Consider the following 17,569-nt stretch of genomic DNA (forward strand, 5'->3'; position numbering starts at 1 on the left):
TCTCCATCAGATTGCGTCAGGGCAGCAGGTGGGACCCGCGTCGCACTCCGAAGGCAGGTGATAGTCGCCGCGGCACCCGCACGGGCACCCTCCGAGCAGCCCCCGATCGCATAGCCGTCGCGCCTTAGCTTGGAACAGATTCGCCGGCACCGGCCCCACCGTCTCCTCCAGCTCTGCGTGAACGTTCCAGCTCATCCGCCATGAACTCACGGAGGTACCCGGCGTCCGCCTGACCGCCCCGAGGAATACCCCGTCAGGAATGTCCTTGCACTGCATGCGCCGCCCATTGATGAGGCGGATTCCCTCCGCGTCGCCCATGCCCCCACGATCCCACGCGACGGGTGGAAGGCTCCCCCGGCCGAACCCGCCGTTCAGTTGTACCGGGGGTCGGCGTACTTGATGGCACCCTTGGCGATGCCGCACGGCCACGGCTTCCCCGGGCACCCAGTGCACGTCGGGTCGGTGCGGTCGCTGGGCGCGTGCCCGGCAAGCTGACCAGCCGCCAAGCCGCGTGCAACGCGCTCGTCGCTCGACATGCCCGGATACGTCTCATGGGCCACGCGCACAGCCTGGTCGTAGTCCGCCAGGTGCTGCTGGAGTTCCGCTGAGGTCATGCCGGGAGCCTACGGGGGCTGGCCAGCTAACTCGCCCGCCGCTTGTGTCTGTGGGTACAGTGAAGGGGACTCCGTCGCTGGATCTCATCGAGGGTCGGGCGAAGTCCAAAGCCCCGCTTCGGCGGGGCTTTGCGCTGCGCGCCGCCATTCCCGCTTCTCCCAGGCGCGCTGGGCCTTCTTGTCCCGTGACTGGTCAGGGCAGTCCGGACCGGCGGGGCCCTTGCAGACGGGGCACCAGGGACGGGCGAACGTACCGAGCATGCGAGCCACGGAACCAGCGTGACACCGATGGGCGCTGGCGTTCCCTCAGGCCAGTCAGCCCCAGGCTGGCATTGGCTCACTTCCGCGCCAGAACGCCTGCGTACCTTGTGCCCCCGCCCCGCCGCCCGCTACGTTCAAAGGGAAGAACCCCTGGTTGCTACAGGGCTCCAACCCCTCGAAGGGTCCGAACGGCTGCTGTCCCGTTGGCGCGGGTGCCGGGAGGGCCCTTCTTCCGTGCCCTCTAACCGCTGCGCCCAGCCCCCTCAGGCCAGCAGCCCAGCACCTCCGAAAGCCAACACCGATTGACTTCCGTGCGCCATGCGCGTAGGTTTGCTGCATGGCCACCTTCTACCGCGTCCACTGGACCGAACTCGGCGACCTCACCGCCGCGAACGCCTGGTCATCCCTCACGGGAATCGACCGCAAGCCAGGCGACCTCAGCAAGTCCGAGTGCCAGATGTGCGACGCCAGCGAAGGCGAGTGGACCGAGTGCCGCCACTGCGAAGCCCTTGGCTGCGACAAGTGCGACGGTCAGGGCGGCAGCACCACCTGCACCAACTGCGACGGCACCGGATGGGAAGACTGCATCCGCGGCTACTCCTGCTACTCCACACCCGAGAGCCTGATCACTTACTACGCCGAGTCCGGCCGCAGCGGCATGGTCCCCGACGCTGAGCGCGTCATCATCTTCGAGGGCTGGCAAACCGACACCGGATTCGACGACGAACCCACCGCCGTCCCCGAGCAGATCATCGAAACCCTGACCTGGGCCGAATTCCGCGCCCGGTACGAAGAGGACGCCGCATGAAGACCATGACCGCCCGCCAGTGCGCCGACGCCTGGGGCATCTCCTACGGCCGCGCACGCGCCATCCTCGGAACACTGGAACCCGTCGGCCGAGACATCACCACCGGCGCCAAGCTCTACGAGCAGGACGCGGCAGAGACAGCTCGGTCCGCCATGCCCGGACAGGGCAAGCGCACCGACCTGAAACGGTAGAGTCCCGAAAACCCAGAAGCTTCACGCAGGCGCCGTTTTCGCAGGTCAAACGGTCAGGGGAGATCCGGGCGGAGCGTGAGGCGAGGGATGTCAGAGGGCTGCTCATGATCGTTATTTGCTGCGGTTTTCTATAGGACACGACCGGTCGGAGAGACCCAACCAGCCCCCACCTACACAGGCATCAGCGCAGCCAACGACGTCATGATCCGACGCGACAGATACACGTGACCCGCGTCCACCGGGTGCACCGCATCAGCCCCGATGTACGCCGACACCTGACCCGAGTTGCTGATCCACGGGCCACCCGAGTACACCAACGTCCCCGCACCGTCGTAGCAGTTGCCCGTCACCGGGGACACGAACGGGAACCCAGCCGCCGCAGCAGCCGCGCGCAGGGTGTTGTCCGTGTTCGTGATGCCCGCCGCCACGGACACGGCAGGCGCCCAGCAACCCAGGACGTACACCTCACAGTCCGGCAGCCCTGCTTTGATCGTGGCGTACAGGCTGTCCGCAGCAGACTTGATCGTCGTCTGGTTGCCGCCGTTGTCGTTGTACCCGGCCCACACAATCAGTCTCGATGGAGCCCACGCGACGACGTCGTCGTCGACCCGGTCAGCCAAGGTCGCGAACGTCCCCGGGGTGATGTACCCGGTACCGCCTCGGGCTTGCTCCCAGGCGTCATTCGCCCCGAGCATACGAGCAACCCTCGCGAACCAGGTGCCGGCGCCGCCACCGGTGTTCTGGGCGGACCCGTCGCTGATGGAGTCCCCGAAGACCATGAGCCGGCCGCCGGTCGACGACACGGGCCACATGGACGCGGTGGGCGGCAGGTACACCCCGCCGAACGGGAACGTGTAGAAGTCCAACCGGATCCTGCGCGCGGCCGCGCTCCCCAGGTCGATCGTGATCAGGTGCGCCGACCCTGCGGTCGTGCCTGCGGAGGCGCGCATCAGATCCTGGGCTTTACGGCCGTCGATGCTCAGCCGGAACATGGTCGCGGTCGAGATGTACTTCATGCGGACCTGGAAAATCTGGGCGTCAGTGCCGAACTCGACCGACCACACAGCCTGCCCCGAGGCGTACGTATTCGGGTACCGGGACAGCGGCAGGACGTAGTTCGAGTCGGGGGTGCCAGTACCAGGGGTGATGTCGCCGCAGCCCATGAACGAGTACGGGCCCGTCACATCGGTGCCCGCGAGGGCCACTCCGGGCGGTGAGTAGCGGATGTAGCCGCTGGTCGGAGTCGACGTCTGCGCGGTCGAGTATGTGGGTGTGGTGCCGGTGTAGAGGCTGTCTGCGGTCGACTGGTCGGGGAGGTCGCGGACTCTCCACGCGGACGATCCTGCACCCGCAGGTCCCTCCGGGCCGGTGTCCCCGGGGTCGCCCTTCGGACCCTGGTCGCCTGTGTCGCCCTTGGCGCCGGTTGCACCAGTCGGCCCGGCAGGACCCGCGTCTCCGGTATCCCCCTTGGGCCCGGCCGCGCCTGTGGCACCATCAGCTCCGGGAGGGCCCTGTTCGCCCGTGTCGCCCTTGGCGCCCGTCGCCCCGGCAGTCCCGGGCTCTCCCTGCTCTCCGGCCGGCCCGGGTTCGCCCTGTGGGCCTGTGTCACCGGGCGCGCCGTCCTGGCCGTCGGCTCCGTCCGTACCCGCAGGGCCGACGGGCCCCTGCTCTCCGGGTTCGCCCTGTGGGCCGGTGTCTCCTGAAGGTCCCCGCTCGCCGGCGGGACCGGTGTCGCCGGTATCCCCCTTCGGGCCTGCCGCACCTGGGGTGCCGGCGGCTCCGGGTTCGCCTTGGAGCCCGCGTTCTCCGGTGTCGCCCTTCGGGCCCTGGCTGCCAGCCGGTCCTGCCTCGCCACCTGGCCCCGCAGGTCCGGTGTCTCCGGTGGCACCCGCGGGGCCCTGCGCACCATCCTGGCCGTCGGCTCCGTCGGCTCCGTCGGCTCCTGCCGGACCTGGATCACCCGCCGGGCCGGCTACCCCCTGGGGGCCCGGCTCCCCCTGAGGGCCAGCAGATCCCGCAGGACCGGGCTCCCCTGGCTCGCCGGCAGGACCCTCCGGGCCGCGCACAGCCACGTAATTGGCCTTCACCGGATCGACCTGCCGGATAGTAGACAAGTCGACCTCCTGCTGGTCTACGGACAGGTGGATGTAGTACAGGCTCGGAGGGGCACCCGCGATGGTCTCCGACACCATCCACACCCAGTCCGCGGGGTTGGCCCCGGGGACGTCGTTCGGCAGGAGTCGCACCCCGACGTTGCCGTCGGCGTCGACCAGACGGCCCTGCACGTCGAACGAGAACGCACCCTTCCCCGTGAAGACCATCCCGTACCCGGCCACCGTCACCGCAGGCGCAGCAGGCACGAACTCCACTGTGCCCACCGCGGGGCCGCCACCGGCCGGAGACGCTGCGGTATACGTGACCAGCGTCGTCGGCAGGCCCTCAGGGAACGGCATAACGATCTCCAGTCAGCTTCGTCGGCGGTCGGACAGCAGCCCCATCGGCAGCAACGCCACACTGTCGTTCGGGGATTGCTGATCATTCGGGGTGTCGGTAGGTCCCTGCGTGTCCGGGGCTTGCTCGCCGCCGCCTACAGGCGTGCAGGCGTAGCGGGGGGCATCCGGATCAAAGTCGACGGCCGGCGTGCAGTTGTAGGTGACGCCGTCAGGGTCTGTGTACGTCCAGCCGGAGGGCGGGGCCCCGTCCTTGCCGTTCTCTCCCGGAGGGCCCGGCGAACCGTCCGTCCCGTTCTGCCCGTCGGCACCGTTCTGCCCATCCTTGCCCGGGGCGCCAGTAGCGTCCTGCCCCGGCGGCCCGGAGGGGCCCGGTACGACAGAGTCAGCACCCGCCTGACCCGCTTTCCCCGCAGGCCCTTCTGGTCCTTGTGGCCCCGGGCTTGGGGTGATGGTCGGGGCGGGTTTCCCCGACGGTCCCTGCGGTCCCGGAGAGCCGGACGGGCCGGGAGGGCCCGCGATGGACTGCCCACGCGACCCGGGCGGCCCCGCCACGGGTTTCCCACCCAGCCCCTGCACTTGCCGGGCCAAAGCGTCCCGGGCCTGGTTCGCCGAATCCAGCTGCCCCGACAGCACCACGAAAGCTGTCACAACTGCGCCCAGGACCAGTGCGGCGAACACGGCGGCGGCCGCCGCCATGTAGTCGCCGCGCTTCCGCTCCTTGCGGGCCTCGACCCGTGTCTGAGTCCTCACCCCTTACCTCCGAGGATGAAGAACACGAACGGAACGATCAGACCCAGAATCGGGATGATGACGGACGCAGTCAGATACCGCCGGGTCTGGGTGACCCGGTCGGCATCCTGCGCTCGCTGCTGCTGCATCGTCTCCACAACCTTGGCCAAGTCGCTGATGTCCTTGGCCAGTCCTGCCTTCTCCACCGCGTAGACCTCGGTGGATACCATTCGATCGAGCCGGGCGTTGATCTGGGCCATGTCGTCACGGATGTCTCCGCGCATGGCCTGGATGAGCCGCCCCAGCTCTCCGAGAGACGGCTCATCAGCCATGTCGAGCTCCGGATCAGGATGAAGAGGTGGTCAGGCCGCCAGCCGAAGGTCTTCCTTCGACACGGGGGCGGTCACCCGGTCCCTGACCAGCCAGAACTGACCGACCATGGTGACCAGTGCCATCACGGCGGCCTGTTCCTTGGTGGACCAGTCGAGTCCCAGGTTCATACCGAGCGCCAGGGCCGCCTGGCCAAGACCGACGAACAGGGCGAAGGTCCCTTCGTCCTTCACCATGTACGCCACCGCGAAGCCGACTACAGCGGCCGCCAGGGCGTTGATGAGCGTCTGGGTGTTCTGGCTGACGTCGATGACGAAAGCCGACACGAACTGCACGATGACCGCGATGGCACCGAGGATGACCGACGGTTCGCGCCCGAAAATCTTGACGGGTGTCACGGGATTCTCCTGAGGGTGGGATGGGTGTGGTGGTTAGAGGGACTTCGGAACCCTGAGGGCGTCCCACGACTCCTTGCCGGGGATGCCGTTGCAGTCAGCGGCGGACCAGCCGAGCTTGTTCGCCTTGCTGTACTTGGTCTGCCAAGCGGCGAAGCTCGCCCGATCGGCGTTAGTCCAGTTCGGACCCGGCCCCGAGTTGTACTTGCCGCACTTCTCCGCAACGAGACGGCGGCCCATGGCGGTGATGACCTGGCTGCTGCGCCCGGTGTGGAAGAACGCGGCACCTGGGAACGGCTCGTAGACCGGCTTGGGTGCCGGCTTGGACGGCAGGGTGCCGAGGAGCTTCTTCAGCGTGGAGGCGCCGGGAACGCCGTCGGCATCCTGGCCGGCCGCCGTGCCCTTGAGTCCCAGACTCTTCTGGTAGTCCGAGTAGTTGGACGTGTCCGCGTCCGACCAGGTCGGGCCGGGGCCCTCGGTGTAGTGCTTCCCGAAGCCCTTGGCGACGAGGGCCTTGCCGACCTTCGTCACGTGGTCGCCCTTGGCGCCGTACCCGTACGCAAGGCCGTTGACGGTGTTCGTGTACCGGGCCGGAGTGGCGGCTGGCGTGCCGGGCACCTTGCTGTACGCGGGCCGCCCAAAGCCAGCGATGTCGTGGACCGCACGGACGCGGCGGGCGCACACGTTCGAGGTGTTGCCCTCGATGGTGTAGACGTTACCGCCGGACACGCTGGTCACGATGCCGACGTGGTCTATGGACCCGATGGAACTGGAACCGTCCCAGTCGAAGAAGACGATGTCACCGCGGCGGATACCGGACCCGGCGATGCCCTTCGTCATGGCGGTCCACTGGCCCTTGGTGCTGAACTTCTGGGCGTGGGCGACGGTGTAGGCGTAGTCGGTGCCGAAGCACACGGTGTCGTAGTTGCCGGAATCGACGGCCGCCCAGGTGATGGTGCTATCGCACCATGCAAAGTTGCCGTTGTAGGCGGAACCGTTCCGACTCCGGTACCAGGTCTGTATCTTGTTCGGTTCGCCGAGGCCGAGACACTTCTCCATCGACGAGATCATTGCTTCGAGGCCGGACATCAGGAGGCGCTCCCTTCGGTGGCCGGGGCGCCGTAGACGCCGTTGGCGTCGGGCTGTCCGTACATGTCGGCGAGGAGCTGGGCCTCGTTGTCGACGGTCGGCGCGTTGCCCGACTCGGTGAGGAGCTCGGCTTGCTGCTCCTGCGTCGGGTCGCTGTCTGTGGGGCGGGTGGCGCCCATGGGGACTCCCTGGGAAGCGGGCGGAGGGTTAGTGAGCTGTGCCGTCAAGGCGGGGTTGGACGATGTCGATCTGGTCGTGCAAGGCCTGGTAAAGGCCCAGTGACATGCGGAAGTGACCGTCGTCGCCCCAGCTGGTTGTCCAGCTGTTGCGAACGCGGAGGATGGTGCGGTCGTAGTCGAGGGCGTCGCCGCTGTCGTAGTGGACGGACTCCAGGGCAGTGATGGCGACTTCGTGGCCGCCGGCGACCGGGGACTGCTGCCAGTCGGGGATGTCGTCCAGGAAGGCGTCGGGCGTGCTCGGCTCGAAGAACGCCTCAAGCCAAGGCATGCCCATGAGGACGGGCCCGGTCTGCAGCAGCATGGTCAACTGCTCCGCGGTGGTGGCGTGCCCGTACTGGTCGATGAGGCCGCGGGCGCGGAGGGCTTTGACGACTCCGAGGCCGGAGGATCCGCAGTCGTCGCTGGGCCAGGTCTGGTCCTGCCACTCGTCTCGCTGGGTGGCGTCGGCGTACAGGCCGATGGCCCACTTTTCGGCGGCTACCGGGTCGGTGATGTCGAGGCCCGCAGCAGCACAGGCGTCGGCGTCCAGGAGCACGGATACGACGGCGGTGGCGGCGTTCGCGGTGCACGACCCGAGACCGTCCACGTCGCCCACGTTCGGGAACAGCTCGCTGGTGCGGATGCCCTGGGCCAGGAGGTCCTGCTGGTCGAGGACGGGGACCTTGGGTGCCCATTCGACGGGGTGGACGGGGTCGCCGTTGAAGTGCCGGCGGTAGGCCATGGATCTGGGGTCCAGGACCATGTGCCTGCCGAGCTGGGGTGTGACGTCGTACTGCTTGACCGTCAGGTCGTTGGTGGGCACTCGCCCTTGCTCCTCGCACTCCCCGCGCCCAGAGCTATGTGGGTGGTGTCTGCTCCGGCATGGCCGGGTGGCAGTCCCTCGGGGAGTGGAGCTGGGGCGGAGGGTCGCCCTCTGAGATCAGCGTACGCATGTACGGGGCAGGTGTTGCCCCCGGTCAGGCCTCCCGGTACCAGCCTTCAAGGGTGATGATCGCCCCTGCGGCGAGGTTGTTGCCGCGCAATTGGATGTCGGTGGGTGTGCGGATGTGGTCGAGGACGGCGCCGGTGCCGGAGCCGAGGACCAGGCCGGTGATGTTTCCGCCGATTCCGGAGTTGGTGCCGGCGCCGATGCCGCCGCCGTATCCGGAGATGGCCTGCCTGCGGTCAGCGGAACTGCCGCGCCAGGGCACGGACGGCAGGGACACCATGATGCCCGTGGTTCCAGTGCCGGCCGTCGTGCCGATCACGATGTAGGCGTACACGAAGACCATGTCACCGAGCTTGTAGTACCAGCCGTCTCGGGTGCTGAATGTGGCCGACCCTCCGCCGGTGAGGGTCGGAGTGTAGGCGGTGAACGTGGTTGCGCTGACAGAGAGACTGTCCGTTTCCAGCGCTGGCGCGAAGACCGTCCCGAAAGACTGCAAGTTCCCCGACGGGAAAACGACTAGTTTGTCGACACTATCGAGTGTGATCCGGAACAGCGGCCCTGTCTGGCCTGCCGCGCCGCTGATCCACGTTGCGGAGGACGATGTGGCGGCAGGAGTCGCTACGAGCCGTCCTGTGCGGATGTTCGCTATTCCTGCGGTGAAAATAATGTCGGCTGACAGGGTGGTGCCGGTGGTGTCGGCGTACCCGACCGACCCGTGATCCGCACGCAGGTCGATGCGGCCGCCGACGGTGGTGGAGTTGGCGGACTGGCGGATCCGTTCGGCGACCCAGAAGTCCTCGCCGAAGAACGTCCGCCATTTGAGGTCGGTGAAGCCGCTGCCGGAGAACTTGCCCGAGTTCATCCCCAGGTTCGCGGAGCCCGGGGTGTTCTCCACGACGTTGATGACAGCCTCGTTGGACTGGTCGTCGTTGGTGAGGCGCAGGTTGGGATAGGTGTTGTCGGGGTCGAGGTACATGAGGGCACCGTTGGTGCCCTCGAGGAGCAGGCCCCGCCCGGAGAGTTCGCCGACGGCCCGCCCGGTCTCGTCGTAGATGATGATTTTGTTGGCGTTGGCTTCGTTGATGGTGATGCGTTCCGCGCCGACCGAGGAGGTCTGGAAGACGGAGCCGTTGATCTCCCCACCTGTGATGACCTTGCCGGTGATGGCGTCGGCTTTCAGGGCGGTCGCGTCGACCGAGCCGACGTCCAGTTTGGCTGTGGTCACCGCGTTCGCGAAGAGTTTCGGGGTGGTGACGGCGCCGTCACTGATGAGGGTGGCGGTGATCTCCCCGATGCCGATCTCCCCCGCCACGGGGCGCGGCGCGTACGGGCCGACCGTGCCGGTCGGTGCGGAGGCTGCCCCGGACGTGTTGCGGGCCAGGAGACGCACGTAGGTGGGGGCGGTGGCCGGGACGTAGACGATGCCGCCCTGCGCCGTCTCGATCGTCGCCACCAGGGTGGCCGGGGTCGGGTCGAAGCCGGCCGTGGTGGAGGCGTGAACCTCGACTCGGGCCCAGTCCATGGGGATGAATGCCCCGTCGGCGAACGTCCCGTCCCATCCTGCGGCGATCCCTCCGAGCGCGGGTGCCGCGGTCGGCGTGGACGGTACGGGCGGGGGGCCGCCGTTGACGATGTTCACGGCGGTCGTCCCGTCGGCCTGCTGGCCGATCATGCCCCGCACCAGGCCGACGCTGTCCTTGACGGTGATGGAGGTGTCGTCCAGCGACGCGGACGACAGTCGGGACTGGCGCTCGACTGCGGCGAGACGCTTCTCGAGCTGGACCAGCTGCACTCCGATGTCCATCAGGACACTCCTCCGTACTGGTAGCTGTCAGCCGGTTGGAGGCTGATGGTGGCCTGGGGTCCGCCGGTGGCGTCAGGTCGGATGGTCCAGCCGGTGATGCGCCGCCACCCCACGAACTCGACCCACGGGTTGTAGACCCGGGTGTACACGTCGTCGCCCACCTGCCAGGACCGGAACGGGGCCGCGGGGGTGTCCCGGATGGTGATCTCGTTGAGGCTGCCGAGCTTCAGGCGTTTCGCCAGCTCAGCATCGGTGAGGGACTTGAGGACGTCGTCTCCGGCGGCTTCGGGGAACGAGGCGGTGTACTCAAGGCGGAGCCGGCCGTTACGGATGGCGGATATCTGGCGGCGCTTCTCTGAGCCGTCGCCGGCGCCCATGCCGATGACCACCTGGGCGTAGTCGTCGCCGGCGAGCTCGATCTCTGGGTCGGTCACGATGTTCACGCCGGAGGAGAAGCTGATGTCGGTGCGGCGGGCCCCCAACCGGGGCCAGCCGAGGCGGATCCGGCGGATCGCATCGGTTTTGTCGGCGTTCCAGGCGACCGTGCATGAGTAGTCCGGGCTGGCGTCTGCGGATACCTGGTCGTCGACCAGGTCACCCAGGGCCCTGGCGTCCCACCGGTTCGAGTGCAGGACGTCCTCGGGGGTTCCGACGGTCGACGTGGAGGTGGTGCTGTCGACGACGACTCCCAGGTTCCCGTCGGTGATGGACTGCGCGTACGCCCACACGTCGCGGATGACTTTGCACCGGTCGGCGTAGACGTAGGGGCCGCGGCCGTTGAGTTCGCCGTCCAGGTCGTACCGGTGCATCAGGTACGACGACCAGCTAGCGGCCTCGATGGCGTACTCCGAGCCCTGGGGACGGGCGTCCCACACCAGGCCACCCCAGGTCAGGTCGCCGGCCTCTTCGACGTATATGAGGGTGGTGCCCGGGTCGAGGAGGGTCGGGTTCTGGGCGACCAGGCGTGGCGACAGCTTCCCCGACAGGGACCCGGGGCCGTTGAGTTCGTCGCCGTACTCGCGGGCGGTGAGCGGCAGGGCGGGTGACAGCCACTCCCCGGTGAGGGCGTTCTGGGTGAGGATGCGGGTCCCGGTCACCGCGGCGCCTCGGAGAACTCGATGTCGTAGGACCAGGTGCTGCTGGAGTCGGCTGCGACGGTGCCGGCGTTGCCGGTGCTGCCGCCGAACTGGGGGCGCAGGAGCTGGCTGGTGCCCCGGTAGGCGTCGGGGATCGTGAACGTGTCGCAGCACTTCGCGTACAGGCGCCGGACCCCGCTCCCGTTGTCGTCAACGATGACGGGCTGCATCGTCAGCGACGCCCCGAACGTCGCCCTGATGTTCCCGAACACCGCGGCGGTCGCGAGGCGCAGGCCGCCCACATCGACGATGACTCGGGCGGTGGATGCCCAGTCCGGGACGGGGACGCTGATGCCGGCCGTGGTGGAGAAGTAGCTGTAGACGAGGGTGGTGCCGCCGATCTGTGTCGACGTGGACGCCGGGGACTGGGTGAACAGGGTTCGGTCCCGGCGGGGGGTGGCGACCTTCCGGATATCCTTGACCATCGCGTTCGTGATGGTGCTGGTCGACGAGGGGATGTCGATGCGGGCCAGGGGGATCCCTGTCCGGCCGTCGGGGATGGTCGTGGCGCTGGACGACACGTTCGAGATGACTTGGAAGTAGCAGATTTGGTCCGTGACCGGGTCGAGGTCGCCCTCGTACTCGGGGTCTTCGACACGGAGGATCACCATGTCGGATCGGGCGCTGCCGCCGGTCGCGGAGATGTCGACGAGGGCGGTCCCGATGTTGCAAACCGAGTAGTGGCCCTGGTTCGCGTTGGCTCGGCCGCGGATGACCCCGGACCCATCGGCAACCTGAACCCCGGATCCGGGTGTGCTGCGCTGGGTGACCTTGAGGTCGTCGCCCTCGGTGATGCCCTCAGCGGCGGACACCAGGTCGCGGACCATCATGCGGAACTGCTGGGCGGAGTGGGTGGCGCCGTTGGTGAGGATCGGCACCTGGAACAGGGTCATCGCTGTCGCTCCTCAGAGGGCGTTGTAGGCGTTGCGCCAGGTCAGGCGCATGCGGGCAGTGTTGGTGTTGTCGAACGCGGTCCAGCGCATCTCGGACTGGCCGGGCGGCAGGGAAAACAGGTCGATCCGCGACGACGGGGACATGAGGGTGGAGGCGTTGCCGCCGGTCTCGCGGGTGACGGTGCGGTAGCCGGGCCGGGTGTCGATCTCGATCCACTGGCCTGCGCTCAGGTTCAGGGTGGGGAAGGAGAGCTGCCGGCCGGATTCGGCGTGGGTGATGGTGACGGTGGCGCACGGCCCGGTGATGCGGATGATCGGCCACGCGTCCGCGGTGCCGTCGTTGTGGGCCCACCCAGGCCGGTCTGCGGCGACCGTTCCGTCCTGCACGAAGATCGGTGCGACGACCGGGGCTGCGAACCCGCCGCCGGTGAGCCAGCCCAGGGGGATCTCGGTGACGGAGATGGTGTCGCCGTACCAGACGGGGTCCTGGGCGATGAACTCGATGTCGAGGGGCATGTAGCCGTAGATGACGCGGGCGTACTCGGGGTCGATCTTCCGGACGCGTCCGGTGAGGCGCTTGACCGGGCGTCCGGGGCGTTTGATGCGGAGCGTGGTCCCGACGCCACCCGTGAGGCGTGTCGCCGGGTCGGCGTACGCCTGCAGGAGGGTTGCGAGGATCTCCTCGCACGCCTCACGGTCTCCTGGGATGCGGATCGCGGCGTCGATCTGGACCTGCCGGGATGCCCAGTAGTCCGGGCCGGCCCAGGCGCCGTCCATGGAGGGCTGGTCGACGTCGTTGGTGCGGACCGGGGGGCGTCCCAGGCCGGCCACGTCGATGATGTTGATGGCGGTGTCCGGTCCGAGGAGGATGCCTCCTAGGTCGATCTGACCGTCGATCAGTGCAAGGTCAGGCACGGGCTGCCACCCCTCCTCTGCGGGCGCGCCGCACGCTGCGACCGACCTGCGCTCCGATGTCAGATCCGGACGCGTTGCTGCGTACGGGGGTGACGGTGACGTGGGTGTCGCCGGCCTGCTGGACTACGACTACGGGCCGGTTGGAGGAGAGGTCCGTCATGGACACCCCGAACCTGCCGGCGACATCGCGGAGGACCTTGGTGGCGGCGCCCCGCTTGTTGGACCCGAGGGGGATGTAGGCCTCCCCGCCGGTGGACGGCTCCGCAAAATTCACGATGCCGCCCTGGGTGGCATACATGCCGGCCCTGATCCCCCCGTCGGCGTACGACAGGTGCTTCTGCGCCCTGCCCAGGTCAGCAAGGAACTTCGTGGCACGGGAGCCAAGGGCGGACTTGATCTGGGCGGTGGAGCGGGTAGCGGTGGAGATGATGTCGTCCTCGCCCAAGCCCGTGGCCGCGGCAACGTCGTGGATTCCGGTCTTGGCGGTCTTCACCGCGGCGATGATGGAGACGAGCTGCTGAACCTGCTCCCCCGTCAGGGCGTTGTTGGCCTTGCCCGCAGCGGTGTTCGCGGTCGCGGCCTTCTTCGGGTCGGCCACAGCGGCCGCCGCCAACTGCTGCGCCGCCTCATCCCCCTGCGCGGCAAGCTGCTTCGCGAGTTCCCCGAACCCTTTCCCGGCGAGCTTGGCCAGGTTGGAGGCGAACGTGGTGTTGGTGGTGGTGGCCTTGCCGATCTCCCGCGTGTAGTCCGTCAGGGAGGCCTTGGCCGTGGCCGCCAAACCGCGCAGCGCCGCAGACATCTGCTTCAGGTAGGACGTCGACCCGGTCGCCATCTTGTGGGTGAGGGCGATGCCGTCCTTGCCCATGGACGCGAGGGCGTCCGCGACGTCCCCGCCGGCGAGGTCGGCAACCTTCTGCAGGTCCTTGTTCCACGCCGCGGTCGCTTTCGACGTCGACTTGAGCTTCGACTCGACCGTGGACAGGTCGAAGAAGTCGACTTCCTTGGTGACCTTCTTGCCCTTGACCTTGGTGGTGACCTTCTTGGTCTTGTTGCCTGCCGACCCGGCCTCGGAGGCGCTGTACAGGGATCCGGTGGACGGGTCGTACCGGAAGTCGGTGACACCTCCGTCGGCTTTCCAGGCGATGCCCTTGCCGCCCAGGCGTCGCACAGTCTCTTCTGCGATCTCGCGGGACCGTCCGCGCTTGGACGGGGCGAGGGGGATGTACGCCTCGCCCTGCGTTTCGGGTTCCGCCCATACCCGCCACTGCCCGCCGGGGGCGATCTGGGCGACGTGGTTCTCGCCACCGTCGGCGAAGTACCGGATCCCGTTCTGGGTGAGTCCGCCGTTGGCGTTGGGCCGGGGGTGGGTCTCCATGAAGGTGGAGGGGGTTCCGACGGTGCGGAACACGCTGGTGATGTTGATGGTTCGGTCGTGGAGGGACGCGATGGCGTTGCGGGCGGCGGCTACCGCCCCACCGGTCTTGTTGATCGCCAGCAGGGCGAGGGCCTTCTGCTGCTTCAACGAGTTGACCTTGCGCTGCGCCGCGCTGACCTGGGCGTCCAGCTGCTTCTTGTCCGCGCCGACTGCGGTCTTGCGCTTCTGCTTCAGGGAGTCGACCCGCCCCTGAGCAGATTTGATCTTCGCGTCGAGGTCGGTGATGTCGCCCTTGAAGATGGCCTTCGGGGTCGGCATTGTCAGGATCCGGTCGGCGAGCTGGCTGGCCTGAGTCTTCGTGAGGCCCATCGCATCACCCTGGGCGATGATCTGCGAACGGCCCCGCTCGTAGATGGCGCTGACCTGCGACCAGGACCCGCCGGACTCCCGCACCGACGACGCGTACTCATCCGTGCTGGAGGCGATCGTGCGGAGGGCTGCTTCCTCGTTTCGGGCCTTCTCCGAGCTGAGGTCCAGCTGCCCGTTGTGCATGGACAGGGCGGCCCCGTTGTCCTTCAACGCCTTCGTGCCGGCGTCGATGGCGGCCTCGAACGCGTTCTGCCCGCCCAAGCTCGCCCGCTGCACGTCGTTCAGGGCGACGAGGGACTGCCGCAGCCCGTCCGCGGACTGCTTCTGCGCGGCGAGCTTCGCCTGCACAGCCTGGGCCTGGTCACCGAACAGGCCCATCGACTGGGCGGCCATCTTCTGCTCGAACGCCGCGTCCTTGATCGACTGCTTGTAGTCGTCCAACTGGGCGTCGACCTCTTTCGAGGTCAGGCCCTGCTTGCGCAACTGCACTTCGATCTCTGCCAGTGCGGCCTTCGCCTGATCGGCGTGACCACTCGACACCATCCCGGCCAGAGCCTTGTCGAGTCCGTCCCACGCCGCCTTGGCGTCCTTGACTGGGGTCGAGTCCGTACCGAACAGCGAGATCAGCGACTGTTGGGCCTGGTCCAGGCCCTTAGGGTCGACGATCTTCTGCAGGCTGTCTCCCAGGCCCGCCAGGTCCTTCCCGAACACGCGGGCCGCTTCGCCGCTGACCTTGCCGGTAGCTGCCAGCCGGGCGAGTGAGGTGGTGAGTTTGTCGACGTCTGGAGGGGTCTTCTTCCCTCTGTCCGACAGTGCCATCAAGGCGACTACGAGCAGCCCGATTCCGGTCGACGCGACCGCTATGCGCGCCGAGACGGACATGGCCATGAAGGCGACCCTGAGCGTCGACAGGGCACCGGATGCTCCGATGGCTGCCGTGCCGGCCAGGGTGACCTGTGCGGTGATCGCCGCCATGGCCATCTTGATTGCTGCACCGCCTGCCACGGCGAGCTTGACGGCCTTGATGGCGATGGCGAGCTGCAGCAGGTTCGTGATGACCGACGTGGGGACGGCGTTGACGAGGTGGGCGAGGATGCTGACCAGGGTCAGCATGCCGACGCCCACCCCGGACGCGGCGCTGATCAAGTGGATGATCGCTGTGGCCAGGTCCTTGAGGGTCTTCCCGACGAGGGGCCCGTTCTCCCGGGCGTACTGCATGAACTCGGTGATCTGGCTGTCGCCGGTGCCGTTCTCGAGGGCCTGACCGAACCTCAGCACCCCAGTCGTCGCGTCCCGCAAGGCCCCGGCGGCGAGCTTGTCGACCTTGCCCATGAACGTGTCGAACCCGGGGCTCTCCATGCCCCCGGCGATGATCGTCTCCATGCGGGACAGCTCAGTGCTGGACGTTTTCGCGAGGGGCGACAGGTGCTCGAGCAGCCCGGAGAAGATGCCCAACCCCTTGGTGACGACGGGCATCGTGTCGCCCGCCAGGGAGTCGCTCCAGGCCTTGTACGCATCCTGCGCGACCGCCAGTGCTGCCGCAGCCTGCCGGGTGGCGGGGGGCATCTTCTGGACGCTCTGCAGGTACGCCGTCTCCGCCTGCGCCGCTTCCTTCGATGCCGCCCCGTGCTTGGCGACCGCGTCGTCGAAGGCCTTCTCCGCTTTCGCCGCGTCGGTGAGGGCACTGATCTGCCCGATCAGGGCTGCCCCGAAGGCGCCGACGGACAGGCCAGCCGCGCCGGCGAGCGGAATGATCGGTGCGATCGATGCGGCGATGGGCAGGAGCGCGGGGGCCAGCATGAGGGCGACCGACATGAGCTTGTTCATGCCGCCGGCCGCGTTGCCGCTGGATCCTCCGAGTCCCCCGAGGTTGCCGTTGAGGCCGCCCATGTGGCCGCCGACGGTGGTCAGTACCCCGTCCAGGTCGTTGAGGTCGGTGCGCAGGGTGCGGGCGCGGCCGGCCAGGGCATCGAGCCTGCCGTCTCCGGTGGAGGCGTGGTTGTTGAGGGTGCGCAGGGCTACACCCGCGGCGAGGGCGTTGGTGCGCAGGTCCCCCAGTGCCTCAGCGGTTGCGGCGGCCCGGCCGCGGAGCGTGCGCAGGGCGTTCGACGCGTTCTGCGCGGCCTCTTTCATCGCGTCCAGGGCTGCTGCGGCGGCGGTGGCTCGGGTCGCGAGGGTGGTGAGGGCGGTGTTGGCGCGGGACGCGTTGTCCCGCAGCTCTGCCATCGCTGTGGCTGCGGCGGTGATCTGTGCGGAGTCTCCGTCGAAGACGACGTTCAGCTGCACGGGGCTGAGGAGCCGTAGGGCATCGACTGCTTCACGGACTTCCCGCAGCCCGGGCCCGGTGTCGTCATCGACGGTGGCCCGCAGCTGGACGGGGCTCATGCTCTCGAGGGCGGCGATGGCCTCACGGACTGCGGCGAGCCCGGGGCTGGTCTCGTCATCGAGGTTCGCGACGAGCTGGACAGGACCTAGGGTCTCGAGGTCTGTGATGGCGGTGCGCAGGCCGGCGATCCCCGCGGTGGTTTGGTTGTCGAGTTGGGCGACGAGTTCGATGGGGCTGAGTGCGCGCAGACCGGTTATGGCGGTCTGGATTTCGGTGGTGCCGGTGGAGGTCTGGTTGTCGAGGGTGGCGGTGATGCGTACGTCGCTGACGGCCCGCAGCTGCTCGTCAGCAAGCTCCGCCGCGGCAGCCAACTCCAGCATCTGACGGGATGCCTTGCCGGCTTCGCCGGCGAGCTGGTCGAGGCGGCCCTGCGTGGTCTGTGCCGACGTCCCGAGGCTGAGGATCTTCCCGTCGGTGGTTGTGGCCGCCCCGCCCAGGTCCTTGACGTTGCGTTTGGCGGCAGTCGCCGACGTGCCGAGCGAGTCGAGCCGGCCGGATGCGACGAGCGACGCGTCACCCAGGCCCTGAATGTCGTTCTTCGCAGCGCGGGAGGCTACCCCGAGGGCGCGGGCTTCCTTCGCGTCGGCTCGCAGCTTCGTCGACAGGTCATTGTCCCGACCGGTCAGGTCCACTGACAGATTCCAGTTGGCCACC

The 17,569-nt window shown here is 68.2% G+C and carries 14 protein-coding genes; 2 read left to right on the top strand and 12 right to left on the bottom strand.

Annotated features, from left to right (window positions below; translation table 11 throughout):
• Nucleotides 1-371: 371 nt before the first annotated feature.
• Nucleotides 372-614 carry a hypothetical protein gene (locus HY68_RS36810; protein WP_042001250.1) on the bottom strand — a complete coding sequence of 81 codons (243 nt, stop codon included), beginning with the start codon at nt 612-614 and terminating at the stop codon, nt 372-374.
• Nucleotides 615-1,212: 598 nt separating this feature from the next.
• Here HY68_RS36810 and HY68_RS36815 point away from each other — a divergent pair.
• Nucleotides 1,213-1,683 (top strand): hypothetical protein, encoded by a 471-nt coding sequence (locus tag HY68_RS36815; RefSeq protein ID WP_042001252.1) that lies wholly within the window; start codon nt 1,213-1,215, stop codon nt 1,681-1,683.
• Entirely contained in the window at nt 1,680-1,874 is a 195-nt protein-coding gene (locus HY68_RS36820; RefSeq protein WP_042001254.1) for a hypothetical protein, read from the top strand. The genes HY68_RS36815 and HY68_RS36820 overlap by 4 nt, the downstream gene beginning before the upstream one ends.
• Nucleotides 1,875-2,044: 170 nt before the next feature.
• On the opposite strand, the gene HY68_RS45945 is transcribed toward HY68_RS36820, so the two are convergent.
• The 11 genes from HY68_RS45945 to HY68_RS39900 form a co-directional block, all read right to left on the bottom strand.
• The gene (locus HY68_RS45945; RefSeq protein WP_078864160.1) at nt 2,045-4,327 is read right to left on the bottom strand and encodes an SGNH/GDSL hydrolase family protein; all 2,283 of its coding nucleotides are present in this window, start codon (nt 4,325-4,327) and stop codon (nt 2,045-2,047) included.
• 746 nt (nt 4,328-5,073) lie between these two features.
• Entirely contained in the window at nt 5,074-5,388 is a 315-nt protein-coding gene (locus HY68_RS36830) for a hypothetical protein (RefSeq protein WP_042001257.1), read from the bottom strand.
• A 30-nt stretch (nt 5,389-5,418) separates the two neighbouring features.
• The gene (locus HY68_RS36835; protein ID WP_042001260.1) at nt 5,419-5,784 is read right to left on the bottom strand and encodes a hypothetical protein; all 366 of its coding nucleotides are present in this window, start codon (nt 5,782-5,784) and stop codon (nt 5,419-5,421) included.
• Between the two features lie 33 nt (nt 5,785-5,817).
• A complete protein-coding gene (locus tag HY68_RS36845) occupies nt 5,818-6,870 on the bottom strand; it encodes a peptidoglycan-binding protein (protein ID WP_052457549.1) in 1,053 nt (350 codons plus the stop codon).
• Complete coding sequence (locus HY68_RS36850) at nt 6,870-7,049, bottom strand: hypothetical protein (RefSeq protein ID WP_042001263.1); 180 nt, start codon at nt 7,047-7,049, stop codon at nt 6,870-6,872. The genes HY68_RS36845 and HY68_RS36850 overlap by 1 nt, the downstream gene beginning before the upstream one ends.
• Nucleotides 7,050-7,077: 28 nt before the next feature.
• The gene (locus tag HY68_RS36855) at nt 7,078-7,911 is read right to left on the bottom strand and encodes a hypothetical protein (protein WP_042001266.1); all 834 of its coding nucleotides are present in this window, start codon (nt 7,909-7,911) and stop codon (nt 7,078-7,080) included.
• A gap of 154 nt (nt 7,912-8,065) precedes the next feature.
• A complete protein-coding gene (locus HY68_RS36860; RefSeq protein ID WP_042001269.1) occupies nt 8,066-9,841 on the bottom strand; it encodes a hypothetical protein in 1,776 nt (591 codons plus the stop codon).
• Nucleotides 9,841-10,938, bottom strand: coding sequence for a hypothetical protein (locus HY68_RS36865; protein WP_042001272.1), 1,098 nt, complete (start codon nt 10,936-10,938; stop codon nt 9,841-9,843). The genes HY68_RS36860 and HY68_RS36865 overlap by 1 nt, the downstream gene beginning before the upstream one ends.
• The gene (locus tag HY68_RS36870; RefSeq protein ID WP_042001275.1) at nt 10,935-11,870 is read right to left on the bottom strand and encodes a hypothetical protein; all 936 of its coding nucleotides are present in this window, start codon (nt 11,868-11,870) and stop codon (nt 10,935-10,937) included. The genes HY68_RS36865 and HY68_RS36870 overlap by 4 nt, the downstream gene beginning before the upstream one ends.
• Nucleotides 11,871-11,882: 12 nt before the next feature.
• Nucleotides 11,883-12,785 (bottom strand): phage tail domain-containing protein, encoded by a 903-nt coding sequence (locus tag HY68_RS36875; RefSeq protein ID WP_042001278.1) that lies wholly within the window; start codon nt 12,783-12,785, stop codon nt 11,883-11,885.
• Nucleotides 12,778-17,568 (bottom strand): hypothetical protein, encoded by a 4,791-nt coding sequence (locus HY68_RS39900; protein ID WP_052457550.1) that lies wholly within the window; start codon nt 17,566-17,568, stop codon nt 12,778-12,780. Before HY68_RS39900 ends, HY68_RS36875 begins: the two co-directional genes overlap by 8 nt.
• Between the last annotated feature and the right edge of the window lies 1 nt (nt 17,569).

The organism is Streptomyces sp. AcH 505 (assembly GCF_000818175.1).
GTDB lineage: Bacteria > Actinomycetota > Actinomycetes > Streptomycetales > Streptomycetaceae > Streptomyces.